This window comes from Pseudoxanthomonas sp. SORGH_AS_0997 (assembly GCF_031453535.1).
Classification (GTDB): Bacteria; Pseudomonadota; Gammaproteobacteria; order Xanthomonadales; family Xanthomonadaceae; genus Pseudoxanthomonas_A; species Pseudoxanthomonas_A winnipegensis.
The window spans coordinates 2211689-2237779 of the sequence record NZ_JAVIZI010000001.1 but is presented as its reverse complement, the minus strand read 5'-3'; the positions used below and the strand labels follow the sequence as shown (position 1 = coordinate 2237779).

The following is a 26091-nucleotide window of genomic DNA, read 5'->3' as shown; positions in this document are numbered from 1 at the left end:
CGTGCGCAGGTGACCCCATGAGCCTGCCCACTCCCGAGGACGTCGACCAGGCCGCGCGCGCGCTGGCCCTCGGCGCCAGCCCTTACGAACTCCACGGCGCGCTGTGCGGCTGGCTGGCCGGTGGCGGCGCCAATGCGCAGGACTGGCCGGCCCGCGTACTGGCCGACCCGGCGCTGCCGACGCCGCCGGCCGACAGCGCGCTGGACACGCTGCGCACCACCACCGCCACCCAGTTGGAGGACCGCGGCTTCGGCTTCGACCTGCTGCTGCCCGATCCCGCCGCCGGCCTGGAGGAACGCGCGCAGGCGCTGTTCGACTGGTGCCGGGCGTTCCTGGGCGGCTTCGGCCTGGCCGCGGTCGGCGATGCGCCGCTGTCCGACGATGGCGCCGAGGCGCTGGCCGACCTGGGCAAGCTGGCCCAGGCCAGCCCCGAGCTGGGCGAGGGCGAAGAGGACGAGGACGCGCTGGCCGAGATCGAGGAATTCGTGCGCGTGGCCGTGCTGCTGCTGCACGGCGACTGCGTGCTGGCGCCGCGCCATCGCAAAAGCCTGAACTGATGCGCGCGGCCACCGGCATCGGCGCGGCCGAATTCGCGCGCCGGCGCAAGGCCCTCATGCGCATGGCCGGCGAGGACGCCATCCTGGTGCTGCCGGCCGCGCCCGAGCGCGTGCGCAGCCACGACACGCACTATCCGTACCGGCAGGATTCGGACTTCTGGTATCTCACCGGCTATCCCGAGCCGGGTGCGGTGCTGGTGCTGATCCCTGGCCGCCGCCACGGCGAGGTGATCCTGTTCAACCGCGACCGCGACCCGGCGCGCGAGGTCTACGACGGCCCGCGCATCGGCCAGCAGGGCGCGGTGGACGGTTACGGCATGGACGATGCCTATCCGATCGAGGACATGGACGAGATCCTGCCGGGCATGCTGGAAGGCCGCTCGCGGGTGTATTACCACTTCGGCCGCGACACCGAGTTCGACCTCAAGCTGATCGGCTGGGTCAACCAGGTGCGCGCCCAGGCGCGCGGCGGCGCGCAGCCGCCGCACGAGTTCCTCGAACTGGGCCATCTGCTGCACGAGCAGCGGCTGTTCAAGTCCGCCGACGAACTCAAGCTGATGCAGCGCGCCGCCGAGATCAGCATCGACGCGCACCTGGCCGCGATGCGCGGCGCCCATGCCGGCGTGCGCGAGTACCAGCTGCAGGCGGTGATCGAATGCGTGTTCCGCGCCAGCGACGCCTGGCCGGCCTACGGCAGCATCGTCGGCGCCGGCGCCAATGCCTGCATCCTGCATTACGTGGCCAACAACGCGCAGGTCAGGGCGGGCGAGCTGGTGCTGATCGACGCCGGCGCCGAATACCGCAACTACGCCGCCGACATTACCCGCACCTTCCCGGTGGACGGGCGCTTCAGCAAGCCGCAGCGTCAGCTGCACGACCTGGTCGGCGCCGCGCAGGCCGCCGCGCTGGCGCAGGCGCGCCCGGGCATGCCCTACGAGGCCGGCCACGAGGCGGCGGTGGAAGTGCTGACCGAGGGGCTGCTGCAGCTGGGCCTGCTCAAGGGCAAGCTGGAGACGTGCATCGCCGAGGGCAGCTACAAGCGTTTCTACCGGCACAAGACCGGCCACTGGCTGGGCCTGGACGTGCACGACGTGGGCGACTACCGCCTGCAGGGCGAGTCGCGCCTGCTCGAGCCGGGCATGGTGTTCACCATCGAGCCGGGCCTGTACATCTCGCCCGACGACACCAGCGTGGAGGCCAAGTGGCGCGGCATCGGCATCCGCACCGAGGACAACGTGGCCATCACCGCCGACGGCCACCGCGTGCTCACCGCCGCGCTGGCGCGCAGCGCCGACGAGATCGAGGCGGTGATGGCCAGCGGCGGTTGAGATTCGGGCAAGCCGCTGTCTCCTCAAATCTCGCAGCGGCCTATCTGTAGAGCGGAGCTTGCTCCGCTGGGGCCTTTCTCACGAACTGACCGAAGAGCAGCGGAGTCCCCAAGAGGGGATTGCCACAAGCTCCGCTCTACAGGTGGGAGCCGCCATGCCGGCGAAGGGCGCTCCAGGTAAAGCCTCACTGCCACGCTGGCGCGCAGCGCCGACGAGATCGAAGCGGCTCAAATCTCACAGCGGCCTATCTGTAGAGCGGAGCTTGCTCCGCTGGGGCCTTTCTCATGAACTGACCGAAGAGCAGCGGAGCAAGCTCCGCTCTACACATGGGAGCCGCCATGGCGGCGAAGGGCGCTCCACGTAAAGCCTCACTGCCACGCTGGCGCGCAGCGCCGATGAGGTTGAAGCGGTGATGGCTAGCGGCGGTTGAGATTCGGGGGAAGCCACTGTCTCCTCAAATCTCGCAGCGGCCTATCTGTAGAGCGGAGCTTGCTCCGCTGGGGCCTTTCTCATGAACTGACCGAAGAGCAGCGGAGTCCCCAAGAGGGGATTGCCACAAGCTCCGCTCTACACGTGGGAGCCGCCATGGCGGCGAGGGGCTCTACCGGGAAAGCTCCATCGCCGCCATGGCGGCTCCCACCCACATCAGCGCTCCGCAAATGCCGGGCGGGTGAGGTTGTCGGCGCCGGTCTCGGTGCACAGCACCTCGTCCTCGATGCGGATGCCGCCATAGGGCTTGAACTGCGCCACGCGGTCCCAGTCGATCGCCTCGCCGTGGCCGGCGGCCCTGGCGTCGTCCAGCAGCATGTCGATGAAGTACAGGCCCGGCTCGATGGTCACCACCATGCCCGGCTCCAGCACGCGGGTCAGGCGCAGGTAAGGGTGACCTTCGGGGCGCTCGATGCGCCCGCCGCGGTCGGAGGCCGCGAAGCCGGCCACGTCGTGCACCTGAAGGCCGATCGCGTGGCCCAGGCCATGCGGGAAGAAGGTCGCCGACAGCCCGCTGGCAACCGCCGCCTCGGGCGAGACGGTGATGACGCCGAAGTCCTTGAGGATGCCCATCAGCGCCAGGTGCGCGTCCAGGTGCAGCTGCCTGTAGTCCACGCCCGGCGCCACGGCCTGGCCCATGCGGATCTGGGCCGCGTCCAGCGCCTGGATCATGGCCTGGAACTCGCTGCCCGGGTCGGCCGCGTAGGTGCGGGTGATGTCGCTGGCGTAGCCGGCGGCGCTGGCGCCGGCGTCGATCAGGAAGCTGCGCGACTGCGCGGGCGCCACCCGCTCCAGTTCGGTGTAGTGCAGCACGGCGGCGTGTTCGTTGAGGCCGATGATGTTGCCGTAGGGCAGCTCGGTCGCGTCCTGGCCGACCGCGGCGCAGTAGGCCATGTGGATGTCGAATTCGCTGGCGCCGGCGCGGAAGGCCGCCTCGGCCGCGCGATGCCCGCGCACGGCCAGCGTCTGCGCCTGGCGCATCAGCGCGATCTCGTAGGGCGTCTTGTAGGCGCGGTGGTAGGCCAGGTAGTCGATCACCGCCTCGGGATTGTTGGGCACGTAGGCGCCCAGCGCGCTGTGCGCCTCGCCCAGAATCGCGCAGCGCGCGACGTCCTTGGGCAGCAGCGCGGCGGCCTGGTCGGCGGTGCGGATGATGTCGATGTCGACGTGCGCGACCCACCAGCCGCTCGGCGCGGCCGGCACCACGTGCCAGTAGTCGCGCGGCTGCAGGAAGATCAGGCGCGGGCGCTGGCCGGGCGTGTACACGATCCAGCTGTCGGGCACGCGCGTCAGCGGCAGCCAGGCCTTGAACTGCGGATTGACGTAGAAGGGGTAGTTCAGATCGTCGGCGTGCTGGTAGTGCAGGCGGCCACTGGGGACGACCAGATGGTCCAGGCCGCCGCGCGCCAGCGCTTCGTCCGCGCGCGCCTTGAGCGTGTCCAGGTGGGCGGCGTAGCGCGGGGCGGGATCGGGCAGGGACATGGCGGCGGCTCGTTGCGGTGAAGAGTCGCGAAGTTTACCCGCCGCCTGGTGCGGGGCTCTTGTCGCGGTGTGTTGCACGCGGGGCTGTGCGTCCGCAGCGCCTGATGGCGCTTGGCGTCGAAGCGCCTAGCCCAAAACCGTCGTTCCCGCGTTCGCGGGGATGACGTGCTTTGCGTGCATCGCGCGCCGCGGGATTGGCCTTCGGCGAACCGGTGGGCTCCAGGCGCGCGCCGCACCAGCAGCAGGACCTCTCTACCGTCATTCCCGCGAAAGCGGGAATCCATGGACGTTGCGCGATCTGCTCGGAAGTCCCTGGATCCCCGCGTTCGCGGGGATGACGAACTTTGAGTCCACCGCGCGGAGTGGGGATTGGCCTTTGGCGAGTTGGTGGGCTCGCCGTAGCAGGAACAAGTCCTCCGTATCGTCGTTCCCGCGAAAGCGGGAACGACGATGAAGCGGCGTAGCGCTGCCAATCCAACGGCCGCGCATCGGCGTGCGGTCGCGCTAGCGTTCGATCCAGTCGCGCAGCGCGGACAGGTGCTCGGCCGAGACGGTGAGGAAGCGCAGGCCGGCCAGCGACTGGCCGGGCGTGTGCGCCGCGCCGGTCCACAGCAGGTGCGCGCCGACGTCGATATCGGTCTCCCGGCCGGTGGAGCCGACCGGCAGCGAGAACTGCAGCTGGTACAGCGCGTCCTCGCGCACCGGCGTGTCGGCCACGAGCAGCATGCCGGCTTCGGACAGGTTGCCGACGCGGCCGACCAGCTGGCCGGTCATGGTGTCGGTGACGGCGATGGCGCCGTCGGGGCTGCGGCGCTGGGCGCGGCGCGCTTCGGTGATGCTCATGCGGCCTCCATGCCGGCCAGGTCGCGCAGCTTGGCCAGGGCGGCCTGCCAGGCCCGGTCGAGCAGGCTGCCGTGCTCTTCGCTGACCGGGCGCGCCTGGTCGATGGCCATCAGCCGCGCGACGCTGTCCAGCGTGTGCTCGCCGACCTTCTGCCCGCGCGCGCTGACGAACAGCGCGTGGCCGCTGGTCGGGTTGTACCAGGACAGGCGCAGCCGGCGCAGGTCGCCCTGCTGGTTCTGCACGAATTCGAACCAGGTGCCGAACGGCAGCCGCCGCAGCGATTCGTAGCTGGCCTGTTCGGCCGGCGAGCGCGGCAGCGGCGCGGGCCGGCGCGGGGCGACCTGCGCGGCGGCGGCGACCTTGGCCTGCAGCTTCAGCGCCGGCTCGCCGGGCAGCTCGGGCTCGGGCGCGTTGGCCAGGCGCCGGGCGATCACCGCGGCCTCGTCGCTGTGGTAGCCGACCTTGACCAGCGCCTGCTCGATCTGCGTCGGCAACGCGGGCTCTGGCGTGTCCTGCCCGGTCACCGCATCGGCGATGCGCGTGGTCAGCGCGCAGACTTCCTGCCATTCGTCCGAGTCATCGCCGTGGCGCAGGCGGATCAGGGTCAGCACGTCGGCCCAGGCCTGCGACAGCAGGGCCTGCACGAAGGGCGGGATTGGCCGCGCGCCCAGGGCCTGGTCGATGCTGTCGGCGGCGGCGGTCTTGGCGTTCTCCAGGCGGTCGCGCCCGCGCACGGCCTCCACCAGCCGGCGTTCGGCCACCTCGGCCTTGCGCGCGGCCGTCTGGAAATGGTCCTGCACGTCGCGGTGGGCCTGGGCGAACACGGCCTCGTCGCCGGTGTATTCGGTCAGCACCTTGGACACGGCCGCCTTGAGCTTGGCCAGCAGGACCGGGTCGGTGTCGTCCTCGCCCAGCCAGTTGGCGCCGGACTCGGCCACGGCATTGAGCAGTTCGCGCGCCGGATGCTGCGGGCTCAGGAAGAAGGCGCGGTCGTTCAGCGCGGCCTGCACCACCGGCACCTGCAGCTGGCCGAGCATGTCCGAGGCCGGGCCGCGGCGGACCTCGCGGCCGATCTGCCGATACAGCAGGTCCAGCAGTTCGAAGGTGTCGGCATCCTCGCGCGCCAGCTCGGCCTGCGGGCCGTGCAGGCGGCGCAGGCCGGCCAGGACGCGTTCGCGGATGTCCTCCAGCGCCAGCGGCGTGCTCGGCACCTGGCCCTGCGCGACCTGCAGCTGCAGGGTCTGCAGCGTGCTGAGCACGTGCGCGGTGGGCAGCGACGCCTCGCTGGCCGCGCCGAAGCCGCCCGTATGCGGGGCGCCGACCGAGGGCGGGGTGGCGTTGGCGCCGCCCGCAGCCGGGCCCGGCGAGGCGGCGGGCGACGGGGACGCGGGGTGCGAGGCGCCGGGCTTCATCCAGGCCGGCAGCAGGCCGGCGTCCTTGGCCGCCGGCGGGGCCGCGCTGGCGCGGGCGTGGCTGGCCGAGAGCAGCCGCTGCAGCGAGGCGAAGCTCACCACCGGCGCGGTCGAACGCCGGGCCTGACCGGGGCGGACCCAGCCGGGCAGCTCCACCGGCGGCAGGCCGGTCTTGGATGCCGGCGGGGCCGATGCGGGGTCTGACGCGCTGCGTGCGGCCGGCGTGCGGGCGCGCTGCGGGGCGAACACCAGCCCCGGCAGCACGCCCTGGCGGCCCAGGGTCTGGGCGATCTGTTCGAGCAGCTCGCCATAGCCGGACATCACGTGCTGTTCGAACAGGCGGTACAGCTGCAGCTGAGAGGTCAGGTCCACCTCCAGCGTGGCCGCGCCCACGCGCAGGGCCTGGCACAGCGAGTGCGGCGACAGCGGCTGGCGCGCCTCGTCCAGCGCCGGGCTGCCGGCCAGCACCCCGAAGCGCTGGGACAGCAGGTGCAGCGCCTGCTGGTGGCGATGGCTGTGGCGGCGCGCGATCTCCTCCAGGACGATGTTCTGGTCGATGACCGCGTCCTCCACCAGGGTCAACAGCGCGGGCGGTTGTTCGACGGCCTGAGGGAGCTGGGGCGGGCTGCGCAGGACGGCCAGCTCGGCCTCCAGCCGCGCCAGCAGCGCCGGCAGGACCTTGGCCCGGTCGCGGCGCAGGTGCTGCAGGTGCGACAGGTAGCTGGTCTGCGTCTCGTTGCTGCGGGCGCGGTTGGCGCTGAGGAACAGCTCCTGCTCCAGCGCGTCCAGGCTGGATTCCACGCCCAGGAACAGCGCCTGCTGCAGCTGGGCCAGCAAGGCCTCCAGGATCCGGCGCACGCGCACGGGCAACGCGGCCGAAGCCAGCGTGTCGGTGGCGGTCAAGATCGGTGAAGCAGCCCCTGGAGCGACCATCGGGTTCCCGTGCGGTCATGCGCTTTGCGGCGGTTTTGTAACACAACGCCATCGAAGGCCGACAATGGCCGCACTGCGAGGGGTCTTGGCCTGGCCGGTGGGATGCGCCGCAGCCGGTCATCGCGGCGCTGAGTTCTGCGCCTCGTGGGAGCCGCCCTTGTGGCCTTTTCGGCCAATGGCGGCGATGAGGCTCTACCGGGAAAGCCCCATCGCCGCCATGGCGGCTCCCACCTGTAGAGCGGAGCTTGCTCCGCTGCTCTTCGTTCGGTTGGTGGGGAAGGCCTCAGCGGAGCAAGCTCCGCTCTACAAGGAGGCCGCGGCTTGATCCGAGAGACAGGTGCTCCCACCAAGCGACAGCGCGCGCGAAGGCGGTGCGCCTAGCCTTCCAGAAACAGCGCCATCACGTCGTTGGCGAAGCGCAGCCCCAGCGGCGTCGGCACCACGCGCCCGTCCTCGACCTGCAGCCAGCCGTTGGCCTGCGCCTGGGCCAGCGGCGTGGCCAGATGCGCGGCCGGCAGCCCGGTGCGCACCTGGAAGTCGCGCAGGGCGAAGCCTTCCTTGAGTCGCAGCAGGTTGAGCATGTACTCGAACGGGCGCCGCGCCGGGGCGATCTCGTCGTCGCCGCCGATGCCGGCCGGCGTGCCGGCGCTGGCCAGATACGTGGTCGGATGCTTGACCTTCCAGCGGCGCAGGATGCGCTGCCCCGCGCCGGAGCTGATCTTGCCGTGCGCGCCGGCGCCGATGCCCAGATAGTCGCCGTAGCGCCAGTAGTTGAGGTTATGCGCGCACTGCCGTCCCGGGCGGGCGTAGGCGCTGACCTCGTAGTGCGCATAGCCGGCGTCGGCCAGCGCCGCCTGGCAGGCCTCCTGCATGTCGTACGCATCGTCCTCTTCCGGGATGCCCTGCGGCGGCCGGGCGAAGAACACCGTGTTGGGCTCCAGCGTGAGCTGGTAGTGCGACACGTGCGCCGGCTGCAGGGCGAAGGCGCGCTCCAGATCGTGCAGCGCCATCGCCAGCGACTGGCCGGGCAGGGCGTACATCAGGTCCAGGTTGAGATTGTCCAGGCCGGCGTCCTGGGCCAGCTTGACCGCGTGCTCGGCCTGGGCGCTGTCGTGGATGCGGCCCAGCCGCTGCAGGCAGCCATCGTCGAAGCTCTGGATGCCGAAGCTCAGCCGGTTCACGCCGGCGGCGCGATAGGCGCCGAAGCGATCGTGTTCGGCCGTGCCCGGGTTGGTCTCCAGGGTCACCTCGCACTCGGGCGCGAAGCGCAGCCGGGCGCTGGCCGCCTGCAGGAAGCGGTCGATGTGCTCGGCCGGGAACAGGCTGGGCGTGCCGCCGCCGAAGAACACGCTGTGGATCGTGCGGCCCCAGACCAGCGGCAGGTCCTGGTCCAGGTCGCGGATCAGCGCGTCGATGTAGGCATCGAAGGGCAGCGCGCCGCTGCCCTGGTGCGAGTTGAAGTCGCAGTACGGGCACTTGCGCACGCACCAGGGCAGATGCACGTAGAGCGACAGCGGCGGCGGGATCAGCTTCACGTCCGCGGGCTGGGCCGCATGCAGCGGATCGAACAGCCGCGCGTCATCGGGCCGGGCGTCGGCGGAATCGACAGGGGGTGCCACGGGAAGCATCGGGTCGGGCCAGGTTTGCCGGTGTCAGAACAGCGTGGTCAAACGCTGGCCGAGCGCTTCCAGCGCGCGGGCGCGGTGGCTCAGCCGGTTCTTCAGCGCGGTGTCCATCTCGGCCGCGGTCAGGCCGTGGTCCGGATCCAGGAACAGCGGGTTGTAGCCGAAGCCGCCGTTGCCGCGCAGCTCGCGGGTGATCTGGCCTTCCCACGCGCCCTCGGCGATCAGCGGCTGCGGATCCTCTGGATGGCGAAGCAGCACGATCACCGCGTAGAAGCGCGCGCGACGCTGATCGTCGGGCACCTCCCGCATCGCCTCCAGCAGCTTGGCGTTGTTGGCTGCGTCGCTGGTGGGCTGGCCGGCGTAGCGCGCGCTGTACAGGCCGGGCGCGCCGCCCAGCGCATCGACGATCAGACCGGAGTCGTCGGCCAGCGCCGGCAGCCCGGTGACCGCGGCGGCGTGGCGCGCCTTGATCAGGGCATTCTCGACGAAGGTCGGGCCGGTCTCGGGCACGTCCTCCACGCCGAGCCGCTTCTGCGGCACCACCTCGTAGGGCAGGTGCGCCAGCATCGCGGCGAATTCGTCCAGCTTGCCGGCATTGCCGCTGGCCAGGACCAGGCGCTTGATCATTTCGGCTCCAGCAGATCCCAGGTGTTGCCATACAGGTCGCGGAACACCGCGACGGTGGCATAGGCCTCCTCGCGCGGGTGCTCCAGGAATTCCACGCCGGCCGCGGTCATGGCGGCGTGGTCGCGCCAGAAGTCGTCGGTGTGCAGGAAGAAGCCCACGCGCCCGCCGGTCTGGTCGCCGATGCGCTGGCGCTGTTGCTCGTCGCTCGCGCGGGCCAGCAGCAGGGCGGCGGCGCGCTGGTCGCTCGGGCCAACCACCACCCAGCGCTTGTGGCCCTGGTCGAGGTTTTCGAGCAGGGCGAAGCCCAGCTTGCCGGTGTACCAGGCGATCGCCTCGTCGTAGTCGGCCACCACCAGCGTGGTCAGGGCGATGCGTCGGGTCACGGCTGGGCGAGCGCGTCGCGCTGGGCCTGCACCAGCTGGGCGATGCCGGCCTGGGCCAGGCCGAGCAGCGCGTCCATCTCCTCGCGGCGGAAGGCATGGCCCTCGGCCGTGCCCTGCACCTCGATGAAGCCGCCGCCGTCGTTCATCACCACGTTCATGTCGGTGTCGCAGTCGCTGTCCTCGGCATAGTCCAGGTCCAGCACCGGCACGCCCTTGTAGATGCCCACCGACACCGCGGCGATCGCGCCGAAGATCGGGTCGCGCTTGATCTCGCGTCGCGCCTTCAGCCCGTTGATCGCATCGACCAGGGCCACGTAGGCGCCGGTGATGGCCGCCGTGCGCGTGCCGCCATCGGCCTGCAGTACGTCGCAGTCCAGGGTGATGGTGCGTTCGCCCAGCGCGCCGCGGTCCACGCAGGCGCGCAGCGCACGGCCGATCAGGCGCTGGATCTCCAGCGTGCGCCCGCCCTGCTTGCCGCGCGCGGCCTCGCGGTCCGAGCGGGTATGCGTGGAGCGCGGCAGCATGCCGTATTCGGCCGTCACCCAGCCCTCGCCCTTGCCGCGCAGGAAGGCCGGCACCTTGTTGTCCACCGAGGCGGTGCACAGCACGCGCGTGTCGCCGAAGGACACCAGCACCGAGCCCTCGGCATGGCGGGTGAAACCGCGCTGGATGGACACGGGGCGGAGCTGGTCGGCGGTGCGACCACTGGGGCGGGAAAACGTCATGCGTGGGATGCCTGCTTGAGGAGGGGCGGCGATCTGGAGACCGGCCGGCCAGGCACCCTAGGGTACCATCCACGCCCTCTTCGCCCTCCGGAAAAGCCCCGCCGTGATCCGTTCCATGACCGCCTACGCCACCGTCGAACAGCCCGTGGACGGCGGCGCGCTCAGCGCCGAACTGCGTGCGGTCAACCACCGGTTCCTGGAACTGAGCCTGCGCCTGCCCGACGAGCTGCGCGCGCTCGAGCCGGCGCTGCGCGAGCGCGTGGCCGCGCGCGTGGGCCGCGGCAAGCTGGATCTGATGCTGCGCCTGCGCACCGCCGAAGGCGAGGGCGGCCTGCACCTGGACCAGGGCATGGTCGATGACCTGGCGGCGGTGAATGCGCAGCTGGCCGCGCGCTTTCCCGCGTTGCGCACCAGCCTGACCGAGCTGCTGCAGTTCCCCGGCGTGCTGCGCAGCCGGGCGCTCGATGCCGAGGCGCTGCAGGCAGCCGCACTGGCGCTGCTGGAACGGCTGCTGGACCAGTTCGTCGATGCCCGCGAGCGCGAAGGCGGCAAGCTCGCCCAGGCCATCGCCGAACGCGTGGACGCCATCGCCGCGCGCGCGGCCGAAGCCCGCACGCTGATCCCGCAGATCCGCGCCGGCCAGCGCCAGAAGCTGGAGGCGCGCCTGGCCGAGCTGGCCCAGCCGGCCGACCCGGGCCGCCTGGAACAGGAACTGGTGCTGTCCCTGCAGAAGCTGGACGTGGACGAGGAGCTGGACCGCCTGGACAGCCACATCAAGGAGATCCGCCGCGTGCTCAAGGGCGAGGCGGCCGTGGGCCGGCGCCTGGACTTCCTGCTGCAGGAGTTCAACCGCGAGGCCAACACCCTGGGCTCCAAGTCGGTGGACGTGCGCACCACCAACATCGCCGTCGAGCTCAAGGTGCTGATCGACCAGATCCGCGAGCAGGTGCAGAACCTGGAGTAATCGCCCGGCCCTTTCCGCGCGCGGCGTCTTTGCTAGACTTGCGCGCCTTTTACGACCGTCGCGCTCCGGCGCGGCAGCTAAGGCCATCGCCATGCGCGGCACCCTGTATATCGTCGCGGCCCCGTCGGGCGCCGGAAAGAGCAGCATCGTCAATGCCACGCTGGCGCGCGACCCGCGCATCAGCCTGTCGATCTCCTTCACCTCGCGCGCGCCGCGGCCGGGCGAGCGTCATGCCCAGCACTACCACTTCGTCAGCGAAGCGCAGTTCCAGGCGATGATCGACGCCGGCGAGTTCTTCGAATACGCCCGTGTGCACGGCGACTGGAAGGGCAGTGCGCGCCAGTCGGTCGAGCCGCAGCTGGCCGCCGGCCAGGACGTGCTGCTGGAGATCGACTGGCAGGGCGCGCGCCAGGTGCGCGAGAAGGTGCCCGAGGCGGTGAGCGTGTTCATCCTGCCGCCTTCGCGCGATGCGCTGGAGGAGCGCATGCGCAAGCGCGGGCAGGACAGCGAGGACGTCATCGCCCAGCGCCTGGCCGCCGCGCGCGAGGAGATGTCGCACTACGGCGAGTTCGACTACGTGATCGTCAACGAAGTCTTCGACACCGCGGTGGAGGAGATGTGCGCCATCTTCACCGCCAGCCGCCTGCGCCGCGAGCGCCAGGCCGCCGAACACCGCGCCCTGATCGAGGCGCTGCTGGCGCAGTGATCGCGCACGCTTGAACGTCCTGTTCGTCTGCAGCCAGAACCGCCTGCGCAGCCCGACGGCCGAGCAGGTGTTCGCCGGCTGGCCGGGCATCGAGGTCGCCTCGGCCGGCCTCAACCACGATGCCGAGAACCCGCTGACGCCGGAGCTGCTGGCCTGGGCCGATCTGGTGCTGGTGATGGAAAAGGCGCAGCGCACACGCCTGTCGCAGAATTTCCGCCCGCATCTGGGGGACGTCCGCGTGGCCTGCCTGGACATCCCGGACGACTACGATTTCATGGATCCGGTGTTGATCGCGCTGTTGCAGGCACGGGTCCCGCGGCACCTGCCGAGGCGCTGAACGCCTAGTTCAGTGGCCTAACCGATTGATTTGCAAGGCGTGGATTGCAATCGAGGCCGGCGATCCCTAGAATTGCTGGTCCCTTTCCGCTAGTCGCGCGGCCCACCTGTCCGGTGGATGGCCGCCAGGAGCCCACATGGCCCGCATCACCGTAGAAGATTGCCTGGAAGTCGTCGACAACCGTTTCGAGCTGGTCATGATGGCCGCCAAGCGCGCCCGCCAGCTGGCCAACGGCGTCGAGGCCACCATCGACAACGAGACCGACGACAAGCCGACCGTGCTGGCGCTGCGCGAGATCGCCGCGCGCAAGGTCGACAACGACCTGATCGACCGCGTCGAGAAGGCCGAGCGCGAGCGCGCCGAGCGCGAGGCGCTGGAGTGGGCCGCCGCCGAAGTGGTCGCCGACGACGACATGTCCAAGGGCGACGACTAAAAGCCCATCGGCTTTCTCGCCTGATGCAGCGGCCCGCCCATGGCGGGCCGTTGTCGTTTCCGGTGCCGGTTCGCGCGCAGGCGCGAGCGGGTGCCGTTGGCTGGAACGCGCGCTGCATGAACCCGTGTGATGCAGCGCATGCGCGCCCATGGTGCATTGCTGCGACCGGGCCGCTGGCATAGGCTTCGCGCATGACTCCCGGGCGTTCCAGCAAAGCCATCCAACCCGCACCGCCGCACGAGGACGACGTACCCGAGTACGTGCGTCGCTTCGAGGCGGCCGCCAGCTATCTGCCCGCCGATCAGTTGCCGCTGCTGCGCCGGGCCTGGCAGGTCGGCGCAGCAGCGCACGAGGGCCAGACGCGCAAGTCAGGCGAGCCCTACATCACCCATCCGGTGGCCGTGGCCCAGGTGCTGGCCGAACTGGGCATGGACGTGGAGACGCTGATCGCCGCGGTCCTGCACGACACCATCGAGGACACGCCGCTGACCCGCGAGGAAATCGCCGGCGAGTTCGGCGAGGCGGTGGCCGAACTGGTCGACGGCGTGACCAAGCTGGACAAGCTCAAGTTCCGCGACCGCAAGGAAGCGGCGGCCGAGTCGTTCCGCAAGATGCTGCTGGCCATGTCGCGCGACCTGCGCGTGATCATGATCAAGCTCGCCGACCGCCTGCACAACATGCGCACCCTGGGCGCGCAGAGCGCCGAGGCGCGCAGCCGCATCGCGCGCGAGACGCTGGACATCTACGCGCCCATCGCCCAGCGCCTGGGCATGAGCCTGGTCAAGTCCGAGCTGCAGGACCTGAGCTTCGCCGCCATGTATCCCTGGCGCCACGCGATCATCCGCAAGCACATCCAGAGCCAGCCGGTGATGCGCCGCGAGGCGCTGGCGCAGATCGAGACCCAGCTGACCCAGAGCCTGACCCGCGAGGGCATCGCCCATCGCCTGGTCAGCCGGGTCAAGACCGCCTGGAGCATCTACACCAAGATGCGCAGCGAGGGCAAAAGCTTCGACCAGGTGATGGACGTGTTCGGCTTCCGCGTGGTGGTGACCAGCGTGCCGGACGTGTACCACGCCCTCGGCGCGGCGCATGGACAGTTCAAACCGCTGGACGGGCGCTTCCGCGACTTCATCGCGATCCCCAAGGCCAACGGCTACCAGTCGCTGCACACCGTGCTGTTCGGCCCGTACGGCTCGCCGATCGAGGTGCAGATCCGCACCGAGGAGATGGACCTGGTGGCCGAGCGCGGCATCGCCGCGCACTGGACCTACAAGTTCGGCACGCAGATGCCCAACAGCGCGCAGAGCCGCGCCCATGCCTGGATTTCCGAGCTGATCGAGAACCAGCGCTCGGCCGGCTCGTCGCTGGAGTTCCTGGACAACGTCAAGGTCGACCTGTTTCCCGACGAGGTCTATCTGTTCACGCCCAAGGGCAAGATCCTGTCGCTGCCGCGCAATTCCACCGCGCTGGATTTCGCCTATGCGGTGCACACCGACGTGGGCAACCAGGCGGTGGCCTCGCGCGTGGACAAGAAGCTGGTGCCGCTGCGCACCAAGCTCACCAGCGGCCAGAGCGTGGAGATCATCACCGCCAAGTCGGCCGCGCCCAAGCCGCAGTGGCTGGAGTTCGTGGTGACCTCCAAGGCGCGCACCGCCATCCGCCACCAGCTCAAGCAGCTCGGCCACGAGGATGCGGTGCAGCTGGGTCATCGCATGCTCGACCGTGCGCTGGAGGACCTGGACAGCTCGCTGGACCGCCTGCCGGCGCAGCGGCTGGAGAGCTTCCTGATCGAGCACAAGTACCCGCGCCTGGAGGCGCTGCTGGAGGACGTGGCGCTGGGCAACTGGATGCCGGCCCAGGCCGCGCAGGCGATGATGGCCTTCGCCGACCTGCGCAGCGGCGGGCATTCCAAGCATTCGCAGGAGAAGATCCTGATCACCGGCGGCGAGCGCGGCGTGATCAGCTTCGCCAACTGCTGTCAGCCGATCCCGGGCGACGAGATCATGGGCTTCCACACCGCCGGCAAGGGCATCGTGGTGCACCGCCTGGACTGTCCCAACGTGGCCGAGTTCCGCAAGTCGCCGGATCGCTGGGTGGCCATCGACTGGGACCCGGGCGTGAGCGGCGACTACGACGCCAGCCTGCTGATCGAAGTGGAGAACCGCACCGGCGTGCTGGCCCAGGTGGCCGCCGCGGTGGCGCAGAGCCAGTCCAACATCGAGCGCGTGGAGTACCTGGAGCGCGACATCAACGCCGCGGTGCTGCGCTTCAACATCCAGGTGCGCGATCGCAACCATCTGGCCGAGGTGATGCGTCGCCTGCGGCGCTTGCAGACGGTGCTGGGGGTTCGGCGGGCGTAGTGGGGCGGGGATTCGGGATTCGGGATTCGGGATTCGGGATTCGGGATTCGGGATTCGGGATTCGGGATTCGGGATTCGGGATTCGGGATTCGGGATTCGGGATTCGGGATTCGGGATTCGGGATTCGGGATTCGGGATTCGGGATTCGGGATTCGGGAAGAGCGTCCCCTGTCGATCTGAAGGTCCTGCGCTTGTGATTGCGAAGCTGTGGAAGGGCTGGCGACTCGCGTTCTCTGAGCCGAAGGCTTTTCGCCCCCTCCCTTTCGCGCAGCGAAGGGGAGGGCTGGGGAGGGGTTCGCTGTTGCTGTTGCTGTTGCTGTTTCGCTACTAGAAGTCACACCACGCGAAGAGCACCCCTTCCCCTCAATCGCTAGCCGCGATTTCGAGCTCCCCTGCGCTGCGCGCAAGGGAGGGGGCCAATCAAGCGGTCTGACGCGACGCTGCCAATCCCCAATCCCCAATCCCCAATCCCCAATCCCCAATCCCCAATCCCCAATCCCCAATCCCCAATCCCCAATCCCCAATCCCCAATCCCCAATCCCCAATCCCCAATCCCCAATCCCCAATCCCCAATCCCCAATCCCCAATCCCCAATCCCCAATCCCCAATCCCCAATCCCCAATCCCCAATCCCCAATCCCCAATCCCCAATCCCCAATCCCCAATCCCCAATCCCCAATCCCCAATCCCCAATCCCGAATCCCGAATCCCGAATCCCGAATCCCGAATCCCGAATCCCGAATCCCGAATCCCGAATCCCACCCAGCTAAAATACCCAGCCCCGTCCCCAGAACCCCAACACCATGACCAAGCAGATCATCCACACCGACCACGCGCCGGCCGCGATCGGCCCGTATTCGCAGGCCGTGCGTGCCGGCGACACGGTGTACTTCTCCGGCCAGATTCCGTTGGATCCGGCCACCGGCAACCTGGTCGAGGGCGACATCACCTCGCAGGCGCGGCGTTCGTTCGACAACCTCAAGGCCGTGGCCGAGGCCGCGGGTGGGTCGCTGGGCGACATGGTGCGCCTGGGCCTGTACCTGACCGACCTGAGCCAGTTCGCCGCGGTCAATGCGGTGATGCAGGAGTACTTCAGCGCGCCGTTCCCGGCCCGTTCGACCATCGAGGTCTCCGGCCTGCCCAAGGGCGCGCTGTTCGAAGTCGACGCGGTGATGGTGCTGGGCGCGTGATCGGGCCTGCGTGCGGCGTTGTCCGACGTGCGCATGCGTCGATCTGAAGTAGCAATCGCGCAAGGCGGCCGGCATCCTAGCGGCCTATGACCGGCCCCACGATGCCCGCCGTCCGCAGCCTGGAGCCCGCCTTCCACCAGCCCATCGTCGGGCTCAGCGGCGCCGGCCCCAAGCTGGCCGAAAAACTCGCCGCGCGTGGCTTGCTGACGTTGCAGGACCTGTGGCTGCTGCTGCCGCTGCGCTACGAGGACCGCACCTCCCTGACACCGATCGCGCGCCTGCAGCCCGGCGTGGCGGCGCAGGTGGAGGGCACCATCGAGGCGGTCGAGCGCGGCTTCCGCTACCGCCCGGTGCTGCGGGTGGCGATCGGCGACGAGTCGCGCGCTACGCTGGTGCTGCGCTTCTTCCATTTCCGCGCGGCGCAGGTGGCGCAGTTCGCCATCGGTGCGCGGTTGCGCGTGTATGGCGTTCCGCGCCAGGGCCAGCAGGGCCTGGAGATCATCCATCCCAGCTACCGGTTGCTGGACGCGCAGGGCGATACGCCGCTGGGCGAGACGCTGGAGCCGGTGTATCCGGCCATCGAAGGCGTCGGTCCGGCGGTGCTGCGCAAGCTGATCTCGCAGGCGCTGGATCGCCTGCCGGACCAGGCCGCGCTGGAGCTGCTGCCCGAGCCGCTGCTGCGCCAGCAGCGCCTGCCCGACGGCCAGGCCTTGCCCTCCCTGCGCGAGGCGCTGCTGACCATGCACCGCCCGGCGCGCGATGCCGACGTGGCGGCGCTGTCGGCCGGCACGCATCCGGCGCAGCGGCGTCTGGCGCTGGAGGAGCTGCTGGCCCATCACCTCAGCCTGCGGCGCCAGCGCATCGCCCTGCAGCAGCATGGCGCGCATGCGCTGGCGGGCAAGGGCGCGCTGGTGGCCAAGCTGCTCAAGACCCTGCCGTTCAGACTGACCGGCGCGCAGCAGCGGGTGTTCGCGCAGATCCGCGCCGATCTGGCCCAGCCGCGGCCGATGCTGCGCCTGGTGCAGGGCGATGTCGGCAGCGGCAAGACCGTGGTCGCGGCGCTGGCGGCGATGCTGGCGGTCGAATCCGGCAAGCAGGTCGCGCTGGCCGCGCCGACCGAGCTGCTGGCCGAACAGCACCTGGCCAACCTGCGCGGCTGGCTCGAGCCGCTGGGCGTGCGCGTGGCCTGGCTGGCCGGCAAGGTCACCGGCAAGGCGCGCGCCAAGGTGCTCGAAGACGTCGCCAGCGGCGCGGCCCAGGTCGTGGTCGGCACGCACGCGCTGATGCAGGAAGCGGTGGCCTTCCACGACCTGGCCCTGGCCATCGTCGACGAGCAGCACCGCTTCGGCGTGCACCAGCGCCTGGCGTTGCGCGACAAGGGTCGGGCGGCACCGCAGGCGCCGTCCGGGCGAGCCAGGGATGGCGAGCGGCAAGGCACCCGGGATGGTGATCAGGCGATCGATCGGCGTCTGTCTCCACACCAACTGGTCATGACCGCCACGCCGATCCCGCGCACGCTGGCCATGGCCGCCTATGCCGATCTGGACGTCTCGGCCATCGACGAACTGCCGCCGGGCCGCACGCCGGTGCAGACCATCGTGCTCAGCGCCGAGCGTCGCCCCGAGCTGATCGAGCGCATCCGTGTGGCCTGCGCCGAAGGCCGGCAGGTCTACTGGGTGTGCACGCTGATCGAAGAGGCCGACGACGACGCCAAGGCGCAGGCCGGCAGCGCCGGCCCGGGGCTGCGCTTCGAGGCGCAGGCCGCGCAGACCACTTTCGAGCAGCTGACCGCGGCGCTGCCGCAGGCGCGCGTGGCGCTGGTGCACGGCCGCATGAAGCCGGCCGAGAAGCAGGCGGTCATGCGCGCCTTCAAGCAGGGCGAGTGCGACCTGCTGGTGGCCACCACGGTGATCGAGGTGGGCGTGGACGTGCCCAACGCCTCGCTGATGGTGATCGAGAACGCCGAGCGTCTGGGCCTGGCGCAGCTGCACCAGCTGCGCGGGCGCGTCGGCCGCGGGGCGATGGCCTCCTCGTGCGTGCTGCTCTATCAGGCGCCGCTGTCGCAGATGGCGCGCGAGCGCCTGGACACGATGCGCCAGACCAACGATGGCTTCCTCATCGCCGAGAAGGACCTGGAGCTGCGCGGCCCGGGCGAACTGCTCGGCACGCGCCAGACCGGCCTGGCCGCCTTCCGCGTGGCCGACCTGGCGCGCGATGCCGGCCTGCTGCCGCAGGTGCACGCCCTGGCCGACCGCCTGCTCGACACCGATCCGGCGCTGGCCGATCGCCTGATCGCACGCTGGATCGGTGGCGCCGCGCGTTACGCCAGCGCCTGAGCCGCTGGCAGGAATGAGCGCGGAGAACTGAGGCATGAGCGGGCGCCGCTTTTTTCTGGCTCCTCACTCCTTTCCACTCGCTTCTGGCTTCTCTCCTCCGGCTCCCGGCTATGTCAGACTCGGCGACCGTTCCATGAGAGCTCCCGGAGCATGACCGCGAAGATTCCGCTTCTCATCGATACCGACCCGGGCGTGGATGACGCGCTCGCGCTGTTGATGGCTTTCAACGACACCGCCCACGACGTGGTCGGCCTGACCATCGCCGCCGGCAACGTCGGCCTGCAGCACACCGTGCGCAATGCGCTCAAGCTGTGCGAGGTCGCCGGCCGCAGCGAGGTGCCGGTGTTCGCCGGCTGCGCCGCGCCGCTGCTGCATCCCTCGCCCGACGCGGCCGACGTGCATGGCCTGGATGGCTTCGGCGACACGGGCTACGCGCCCGCGAAGCATGGCGCCCAGGCCGAGCACGCCGCGCTGGCGATCCTGCGCCTGTCGCACGAGTACGCCGGCCGCCTGCTGCTGGTCACCCTGGGCCCGCTGACCAACGTGGCGGTGGCGCTGAAACTCGATCCGACCCTGCCGCAGCGTGTGGCGCGGCTGGTGGTGATGGGCGGGGCGGCATCGGCGCACGGCAACCTGACCCCGGCGGCCGAGTTCAATGTGGCCTTCGACCCGGAGGCTGCGCATCTGGTGTTCCAGGCCTTCCCGCAATTCGACGTGGCCGACTGGGAGGCCACGCTCGCCCACGGGCTGCACCACCGCCGGGTGGAGCAGTGGCTGGCCGCGCCGTCGCCGCGCGCGGCCTTCTACGAGACCATCTCGCGCCAGACGCGGCTGTGGTCGGCCGATCGCCGCGGCGATCATTGGCATAGCGCCGATGCGCTGGCCATGGCCCTGGCCCTGGATCCGGACGGCGCCACCGAGCTGGTCGAGCGCCCGCTGGCGGTCGAACTGGCCGGCACCCTGACCCGGGGCGCCACCGTCACCGACTGGAACCGCCAGACCGGCCGGCCGGACAACGCCCGGCTGCTGCTGCGCTACGACCAGGCGCGGTTCGAGGCGCTGGTCGAGGCAGCCCTGGCCGCCGCGTAAGCCAGGTCTTGCACGGGGTGGGGTGGGCCGCTACAATGCGCGGCTCACCTTTTCGACATCTGGTGCCCGCCATGAAGGCCGACATCCATCCGCAGTACCGCGACGTCGTCTTCCACGATGTCACCTCCGACTTCAAGATCCTGACCCGCTCGACCCTTGCCAGCAAGGAAACGATCAAGTGGGAAGACGGCAACGAATACCCGCTGGTCAAGGTCGAAGTGTCCTCCGCCTCGCACCCGTTCTACACGGGCAAGCACAAGGTCATGGACACCGGCGGCCGCATCGACAAGTTCCAGAAGCGCTACGCGCGCTGATCGAACGCGATTCCTGAGCGGTTCGAATGACGGCTGTGTCCCTCGCGGGACACGGCCGTTTTCGCGTGTGCGCCCCGGCGCCGGGCGGCATCATCCTTTGGTCTGACGGGAACGGTCCGTCACGGCCCTCGATACCGGGCCGTATGCGATAATCCTCGGACTGCGCGGCTAGGTTTCCAGTCGTCGCGGATCCTGTCTACGCGCCACGGCCGACAGGCTTTGGCGCTTCCCCACGAAGGAGTGCACTGTGTCCGAACTTGACCAGGCCACGCTGAGCGCCGGCGACAAATCGGCGACTCTGCCTGTACTGAAACCCACGCTTGGCAACGATTGCGTCGACATCTCCAAGCTGACCAAGGAAACGGGTCTCTTCACCTACGATCCCGGCTTCGGCGCCACCGCCGCCTGCAAGTCCGCCATCACCTACATCGATGGCGACAAGGGCGTGCTGCTGTATCGCGGCTATCCGATCGAGCAGCTGGCCGCCCATTCCAGCTTCACCGAGGTCTCCTACCTGCTCATGAACGGTGAGCTGCCGTCCAAGGACGAGCTGGCCAAGTTCGAGCACGAAGTGACGCATCACACGATGATGCACGAGTCGCTCAAGAGCTTCCTCAAGGGCTTCCACTACGACGCACATCCGATGGCCATGCTGGCCGCCTCGGTGGCTTCGCTGTCGGCGTTCTATCACGACACCCTGGATCTGGGCGATCCCGAGCAGCGCCGTCTGGCGGCGATCCGCCTGATCGCCAAGATGCCGACCCTGGCCGCCGCGGCGCACCGCTACGCGCTGGGTCAGCCGATCCGCTATCCGCGCAACAACCTGGGCTACGTCGAGCGCTTCCTGCACATGATGTTCGAGGTGCCGAGCGAGGACCTGGAGCTCAGCCCGGTCGTGGCCAAGGCCATGGATCTGCTGTTCATCCTGCACGCCGACCACGAGCAGAACGCTTCGACCTCGACCGTGCGTCTGGTCGGTTCCACCGGCGCCAATCCCTACGCCTCGGTCGCCGCGGGCATCACCGCGCTGTGGGGCCCGGCGCACGGCGGCGCCAACGAGGCGGTGCTCAAGCAGCTGGCCGAGATCGGCGATGCCAAGAATGTCGCCAAGGCGGTCGAGCGCGCCAAGGACAAGAACGACCCGTTCCGCCTGATGGGCTTCGGCCATCGCGTGTACAAGAACTTCGACCCGCGCGCCAAGATCATCCGCGAGATGACCCACAAGGTGCTGGGCGAGCTGGGCGTCAACGATCCGCTGCTGGAAGTGGCGATGAAGCTGGAAGAGGCCGCGCTGAAGGACGACTACTTCGTCGAGCGCAAGCTGTATCCCAACGTGGACTTCTACAGCGGCATCATCTACAAGGCGCTGAACATCCCCACCGAGATGTTCACCGTGCTGTTCGCCATCGGCCGCACGCCGGGCTGGGTGTCGCACTGGCTGGAACAGCAGGTCGACCCGGACGCGCGCATCGGCCGTCCGCGCCAGATCTACGTCGGTTCGCCGAGCCGCGACTACCCGAAGGCCTGATCGGTCTTTGGGATCGTGTGAGAAGAAGCCCCGCGGTTGCGGGGCTTTTTTTTGCCTCGGGGCGCGGCGACGAATAGCGCAGGACTCCTTCCAGCTCGGAGGCACTGAGCAAGCGCTCTGCCCCCTCTCCTTCGCCTGCGGCGAAAGGGAGAGGGCTCAGACCGAAGCCTTCTGACCTGACGCGCGAGGCAGCGGGCCAGCGGGCGGTGCCCGCGCCTAGCGAGCAGGAGCCTGTAGAGCGGAGCTTGCTCCGCTGCTCTTCGTTCGGTTCGTAGGGGAAGGCCCCCCAGCGGAGCAAGCTCCGCTCTACAACAGGCCGCTGCGAGATTTGAGGAGACGGTTGCTCCTGCCGAGCCTGGATTGCGATGTGCTGCGAACGCACTGACGCGTGAGGTGGGCCTTGCAGGAGCCGCCATGGCGTCGTTGGCGCTTCAGACGTGCGTCGCGGGCTCGGTGCCGGCGCGGCTCAGTCCCGCGCGTGCGTGCCCGGGTGCACGGTGACCGAGGCGGTCATGCCGGCGGCCAGGAGGGTGTCCTTCGGCACGCTGGCCGGGTCGATGCGCACGCGCACCGGCACGCGCTGGGCCAGGCGGATCCAGTTGAAGGTCGGGCTGACGGTGGCCAGCAGGTCGCTGCTGCTGGTGGGGTTGTCGGCGTCGGTGATGCCGCGGGCGATGCCTTCGACGGTGCCGCGCAGGGCGTGGCCGCCGCTCATCAGGCGGATGTCGGCGCGGTCGCCCGGGCGGATGTGCGGCAGCTTGGTTTCCTCGAAGTAGCCGTAGACCCACATCGTGTCGCTGCGCACCAGCGCCATGCGCGCCGCGCCGGCGCTGGCGTAGTCGCCCACGCGCACGTTGAGGTTGGTGATGTAGCCGTTGGCGGCGGCGCGCACGGTGGCGCGTTCCAGGTTGAGCTGGGCCAGGTCCAGTGCGGCCTGGGCCTGTTCGACCGCGGCCAGCGCCTTGGACTGGGAGGCGGTGGCGGCATTGCGGTTGGCGCGGGCCTGCTCGACCGCGGCCTGCGCGGCGCGCGCGGTGGCATCGGCATCCGCGCGGGCCTCGGCCGAGATCACCGCGGCGGCGGCCTCGCGGCGCTGGGCCTGGGCCGCGTACTTCTGGTAGTCGGCCTGGCTGGCGGCGGTGCTGGCCGCGGCGGCGGAGATGTTGGCGCCGGCGGCGCGCGCGGCGGCCTGCGCGGCGGCCAGGTCGGCCTGGGCCTGGGCGACGGCCAGCTCGAAGCGGCGCGGGTCGATGCGGAACAGGACATCGCCGGCCTTCACGGCCTGGTTGTCCTGCACGTCGACCTCGGCGACCAGGCCGGACACGTCCGGGGCGATGCGCACGATCTCGGCGCGGATGCGACCGTCGCGCGTCCACGGCGAATACATGTAGTGCTTCCACAGCGCGTAGCCGATCAGGGCGGCGGCCAGCACGACGAGGGTGGTCAGCGCGGTGCGGATCAGGGGTTGGGTGTTCATGGCGGTTGGGGTTGAAAGGGGTTGGAGAGGGGGCGTGGCGCTTGCCGCGAGTGGCCGGGCGTTGGCGGGTTCAGTTCAGCAACAGCAGGCCGAGCAGCCCGAACACGCACACGTACACGGCCAGGCGGAACAGCGGCGGATGCCAGGCGTAGCGATACAGGCCGGCGCGGGCGGCCAGGCCGTCGAGCAGCCAGAACACCACGAACAGGACGGAGGCCAGCACCAGCAGGCCGGGGACGTAGACGCCGCCGATGGAGATTTCAGGAGGTAGCACGGGCAGGCTCCGGGGCAGGGGCGCGGCCGGCGGCGCCGGCCAGCACCGAGTCGGCATCGCGCAGGGCGCTGCGCAGCAGGTGCAGGTGCTCGCGCACCGGCTGCAGCGACGGCGGCACGGCGCCTTCGATGAGGGTCTGGTTCAGCGCGGCGTCCAGGTGCGCCAGCGCGGCGTCGTGGTCGGCCGGGGAGAGGTGGTCGTAGAGGCGGCCGATGGCGGCCACGGCGGCGTCGATATGCGCCTCGATGGCCGGCGGCACGGCGGCGTCGATGCTGTCGTGGCGCAGCTCGATCAGGGTGCGCCCGGTCTCGTGCACCGACAGCGCCCAGGCCAGCAGGGTGCGCGATTCGTCGCTGCCCTGCTGAGTGTGGTTGACCACCTGCAGGAAAAGGTCGCGGCTGACGCTCTCGAAACGCGGCGCCAGTCCGCTCAGCGGCGCGCGCGCGGCCAGCGTGACCTGGCGGCGCAGTTCGATCAGCAGGCGGCGACGCTGCCCCGGCGTGCCGATCACCGAGGGGATCAGCTGGAAGGCCAGCATCGCCAGCAGCGCGCCGATCCCTAAGGCCACTGCACCGTTGATGAAACTGGAGGTATCCAGGTTGGGCGCAAGGCCCAGGCCCAGACCGACGACGCTGCCCAGGCACATGCCCAGACTGAGGCCGAACAGCGTCGGCCGGGTCGACAGGTAGACGGCCACCATGAAGAACGGCGCGCTGCCCAGCACCAGCATGCCGAAGCTGTCGATGCGCGGCAGCACCAGGGTGAAGCAGAGGAAGGCCGACAGCAGGCCCAGGAAGATGCCCTTGGTGGTCTGCGCCGCCGCGATATGCGCATTGGCGCCGGAGGCCAGGATCGCGGTGAAGGCGATCACGTTGGCCATCGCGCCGGCGCCGCTGGTCCAGCCGCTCTGCATCCAGGCCAGGCCCAGCACGAAGGTGACCAGGAAGCTGCGCGCCACGGTCACCGCCACCGCGACCCGGTCGGTGGCGTAGTGGAAGCGTATCTGCTCGTTGGCGCGGCGCAGCGGCGCGCTCACGCCCGGCTGCTGCAGGGCGGCGGCGGTGTGGGTGAGGTCGCGCAGTTCGCCGGTCAGGCGCCGCAGCAGCGAGGCGCCGGTGTCGAAGTCGTCCAGCAGCGGCGCGGCCAGGCTGGCGCGCAGCGCGGTCGCGCGCGCCGGCTGCGCCTCGTACACCGCCTCCAGGCGATCGCTGAGCCGCGCGTAGTCGGCGCCGGCGGCGCGCTCGGCCAGCGCATCGCCGAGCGGGCGGTACAGCTGCAGCAGCGCGGCGAAGACCGGGTCGTCGCGGTCGCGCTGCTGCAGCCGGTTCATCAGATGGTGCAGCGACTGGAAGCGCGTGGAGGCGGCCATGAAGCGCTGGTTGAGCAGGCGCATGCGCCGGCTGCGCACGCGCGCCTCCGGGTCCTCGAACACCACCGAGGCGCGCAGGTCCTCCAGCGCCATGCTCTGGCGCACGAAGCGCAGGTGCGCCTGTTCGATCTGCGCGCGCGGGATCGTCCCGCGCGTGCCGTCGCGGACGAAGTCCAGGAAGCTGTCCATCAGCGTGGTGGCCGTGGTGCGCAGGCTGTTGCGCAGACGCACCGGGAACACCACGTCGAACACCACCGCGCTGACCAGGATGCCGAGCAGCACCTCGGTCAGGCGCGCGATGGCCAGGTCGAACACGTGCATCGGCGTATTGACCGCCGGCAGGGCGATGATCGCCACGGTGTAGCCGGACAGCACGAAGCCGTACGAGCGGAAGTTGCGGAACGCCAGCGCGCCGCCGGCGCACATCCCCACCCATAGCGACAGCGCCAGCAGGAACAGCACCGGCTGCTGCGGGAACAGCGCGGTGATGGTCACCGCCGCGATGCTGCCCACGATCGTGCCCAGCGCGCGGTAGAACGACTTGGCCAGGACCATGCCGCTCTGCCGGTTCATCAGCACGATCACGGTGACCATCGAGGTCGAGGGCGAGGCGAAGCCCATGCGCATGGCGATCCACGCCGCCAGGTACATCGACAGCAGCACCTTGAACACGAACAGCCAGGCCGGGCCCTCGCCGCGCAGCACTTCGCGCACCTGCGTGGACAGCGGCACCTTTGCGGGGCTCGCGGCGGTGGGTGCGGCGCTCACTGCGCCTCCTCCACGCCACGCAGCAGCTTGGCCAGCAGCAGCTTGAGCTTCTCCAGCTCATCGGCCTGGAGATGACGCGTATAGGCCAGCAGCACGGCGCTGATGTCGGGGATGAGGGCGGTGACGCGCGCGCGCCCGGCCTCGGTCAGGCGCAGCAGCCACATGCGCCGGTCGTGCGGGCTGGGCTCGCGTTCGACCAGGCCCTTGTCGACCAGCTGCTGGGTCAGGCGGGTGATGTTGGCCGACTTCTCGCTGGTCGCATCGGCGATCTGCGAGGGGTTGATCGCACCGTCCGGGCTGGCCTCGATCATCATCAGCACGTTGTACTCGGCGTAGGTGAGGCCGTGCTCACGCATGGACTCGTTGCCGTGATCGGTGGTGAGCTTGTAGAGCAGCTTGACCAGGCGCACCACCGTGGCGGCGGGGCGCGGGAAGCCAGGGTGACGGCGGCTGGTGGCGGCCAGCCCCTGTTCGGTCGCATCGAAGCGGCTGGTGGCGGGCGGGATTCTGTTCACAAGCTAATATTACACTTATGTAGTAAAT

Annotated in this window: 23 protein-coding genes; 12 read left to right on the top strand and 11 right to left on the bottom strand. The window is 70.0% G+C overall.

From position 1 onward, the window contains the following. Positions 1 to 17: 17 nt before the first annotated feature. Together QE438_RS09900 and QE438_RS09895 are read left to right on the top strand one after the other, a co-directional pair. Positions 18 to 557: a UPF0149 family protein gene (locus tag QE438_RS09900; RefSeq protein WP_130517074.1), complete on the top strand. Its 540-nt coding sequence runs from the start codon at positions 18 to 20 to the stop codon at positions 555 to 557. Continuing rightward, positions 557 to 1885 carry an aminopeptidase P N-terminal domain-containing protein gene (locus QE438_RS09895; RefSeq protein ID WP_306995962.1) on the top strand — a complete coding sequence of 443 codons (1329 nt, stop codon included), beginning with the start codon at positions 557 to 559 and terminating at the stop codon, positions 1883 to 1885. The genes QE438_RS09900 and QE438_RS09895 overlap by 1 nt, the downstream gene beginning before the upstream one ends. A gap of 645 nt (positions 1886 to 2530) precedes the next feature. On the opposite strand, the gene pepQ is transcribed toward QE438_RS09895, so the two are convergent. From pepQ to rph, 7 genes are all read right to left on the bottom strand, one after another. Continuing rightward, complete coding sequence (gene pepQ / locus QE438_RS09890; protein WP_306995964.1) at positions 2531 to 3856, bottom strand: Xaa-Pro dipeptidase; 1326 nt, start codon at positions 3854 to 3856, stop codon at positions 2531 to 2533. A 504-nt stretch (positions 3857 to 4360) separates the two neighbouring features. Further along, positions 4361 to 4699: a PilZ domain-containing protein gene (locus QE438_RS09885; protein WP_130517082.1), complete on the bottom strand. Its 339-nt coding sequence runs from the start codon at positions 4697 to 4699 to the stop codon at positions 4361 to 4363. Beyond that, positions 4696 to 7014: a DUF1631 domain-containing protein gene (locus QE438_RS09880; RefSeq protein WP_306995966.1), complete on the bottom strand. Its 2319-nt coding sequence runs from the start codon at positions 7012 to 7014 to the stop codon at positions 4696 to 4698. Before QE438_RS09880 ends, QE438_RS09885 begins: the two co-directional genes overlap by 4 nt. Before the next feature lie 407 nt (positions 7015 to 7421). Continuing rightward, positions 7422 to 8579, bottom strand: a complete 1158-nt coding sequence (gene hemW, locus QE438_RS09875) for a radical SAM family heme chaperone HemW (protein ID WP_235872084.1) — start codon at positions 8577 to 8579, stop codon at positions 7422 to 7424. Positions 8580 to 8696: 117 nt separating this feature from the next. Then, the gene (gene rdgB / locus QE438_RS09870) at positions 8697 to 9293 is read right to left on the bottom strand and encodes an RdgB/HAM1 family non-canonical purine NTP pyrophosphatase (protein WP_306996372.1); all 597 of its coding nucleotides are present in this window, start codon (positions 9291 to 9293) and stop codon (positions 8697 to 8699) included. Further along, positions 9293 to 9679 carry a VOC family protein gene (locus QE438_RS09865; protein WP_306995968.1) on the bottom strand — a complete coding sequence of 129 codons (387 nt, stop codon included), beginning with the start codon at positions 9677 to 9679 and terminating at the stop codon, positions 9293 to 9295. Before QE438_RS09865 ends, rdgB begins: the two co-directional genes overlap by 1 nt. Beyond that, a complete protein-coding gene (gene rph, locus QE438_RS09860) occupies positions 9676 to 10404 on the bottom strand; it encodes a ribonuclease PH (RefSeq protein WP_130517090.1) in 729 nt (242 codons plus the stop codon). The genes QE438_RS09865 and rph overlap by 4 nt, the downstream gene beginning before the upstream one ends. A gap of 103 nt (positions 10405 to 10507) precedes the next feature. On the opposite strand from rph, the gene QE438_RS09855 reads away from it, so the two are divergent. The 10 genes from QE438_RS09855 (at position 10508) to QE438_RS09810 (ending at position 21660) form a co-directional block, all read left to right on the top strand. Continuing rightward, a complete protein-coding gene (locus tag QE438_RS09855) occupies positions 10508 to 11368 on the top strand; it encodes a YicC/YloC family endoribonuclease (protein WP_306995970.1) in 861 nt (286 codons plus the stop codon). A gap of 91 nt (positions 11369 to 11459) precedes the next feature. Beyond that, on the top strand, positions 11460 to 12074 hold the full coding sequence (gene gmk, locus QE438_RS09850) for a guanylate kinase (protein WP_130517109.1): 615 nt from the start codon (positions 11460 to 11462) through the stop codon (positions 12072 to 12074). A gap of 10 nt (positions 12075 to 12084) precedes the next feature. Beyond that, entirely contained in the window at positions 12085 to 12411 is a 327-nt protein-coding gene (locus QE438_RS09845) for a low molecular weight protein tyrosine phosphatase family protein (protein WP_306995973.1), read from the top strand. Between the two features lie 136 nt (positions 12412 to 12547). Then, a complete protein-coding gene (gene rpoZ, locus QE438_RS09840) occupies positions 12548 to 12844 on the top strand; it encodes a DNA-directed RNA polymerase subunit omega (protein ID WP_130517111.1) in 297 nt (98 codons plus the stop codon). Positions 12845 to 13035: 191 nt separating this feature from the next. Continuing rightward, positions 13036 to 15204 carry a bifunctional (p)ppGpp synthetase/guanosine-3',5'-bis(diphosphate) 3'-pyrophosphohydrolase gene (locus QE438_RS09835; protein WP_130517113.1) on the top strand — a complete coding sequence of 723 codons (2169 nt, stop codon included), beginning with the start codon at positions 13036 to 13038 and terminating at the stop codon, positions 15202 to 15204. Positions 15205 to 16006: 802 nt separating this feature from the next. After that, positions 16007 to 16393: a RidA family protein gene (locus QE438_RS09830; RefSeq protein WP_306995977.1), complete on the top strand. Its 387-nt coding sequence runs from the start codon at positions 16007 to 16009 to the stop codon at positions 16391 to 16393. A 101-nt stretch (positions 16394 to 16494) separates the two neighbouring features. Further along, positions 16495 to 18729 carry an ATP-dependent DNA helicase RecG gene (gene recG / locus QE438_RS09825; RefSeq protein WP_306995980.1) on the top strand — a complete coding sequence of 745 codons (2235 nt, stop codon included), beginning with the start codon at positions 16495 to 16497 and terminating at the stop codon, positions 18727 to 18729. Between the two features lie 150 nt (positions 18730 to 18879). Beyond that, positions 18880 to 19818: a nucleoside hydrolase gene (locus QE438_RS09820; RefSeq protein WP_306995982.1), complete on the top strand. Its 939-nt coding sequence runs from the start codon at positions 18880 to 18882 to the stop codon at positions 19816 to 19818. Between the two features lie 71 nt (positions 19819 to 19889). Next, entirely contained in the window at positions 19890 to 20132 is a 243-nt protein-coding gene (locus tag QE438_RS09815; RefSeq protein WP_130517121.1) for a type B 50S ribosomal protein L31, read from the top strand. Positions 20133 to 20379: 247 nt separating this feature from the next. Further along, positions 20380 to 21660, top strand: a complete 1281-nt coding sequence (locus tag QE438_RS09810; RefSeq protein ID WP_130535706.1) for a citrate synthase — start codon at positions 20380 to 20382, stop codon at positions 21658 to 21660. Between the two features lie 466 nt (positions 21661 to 22126). Here the strand turns inward: QE438_RS09810 and QE438_RS09805 are convergent, their stop codons facing one another. The 4 genes from QE438_RS09805 to QE438_RS09790 form a co-directional block, all read right to left on the bottom strand. Further along, entirely contained in the window at positions 22127 to 23137 is a 1011-nt protein-coding gene (locus QE438_RS09805; RefSeq protein ID WP_306995985.1) for an HlyD family secretion protein, read from the bottom strand. Positions 23138 to 23207: 70 nt separating this feature from the next. Continuing rightward, a complete protein-coding gene (locus tag QE438_RS09800) occupies positions 23208 to 23411 on the bottom strand; it encodes a DUF1656 domain-containing protein (RefSeq protein ID WP_286575196.1) in 204 nt (67 codons plus the stop codon). Then, positions 23398 to 25548, bottom strand: a complete 2151-nt coding sequence (locus tag QE438_RS09795; protein WP_307183946.1) for an FUSC family protein — start codon at positions 25546 to 25548, stop codon at positions 23398 to 23400. The genes QE438_RS09800 and QE438_RS09795 overlap by 14 nt, the downstream gene beginning before the upstream one ends. Then, on the bottom strand, positions 25545 to 26063 hold the full coding sequence (locus QE438_RS09790; protein WP_306995990.1) for a MarR family transcriptional regulator: 519 nt from the start codon (positions 26061 to 26063) through the stop codon (positions 25545 to 25547). Before QE438_RS09790 ends, QE438_RS09795 begins: the two co-directional genes overlap by 4 nt. Positions 26064 to 26091: the final 28 nt, after the last annotated feature.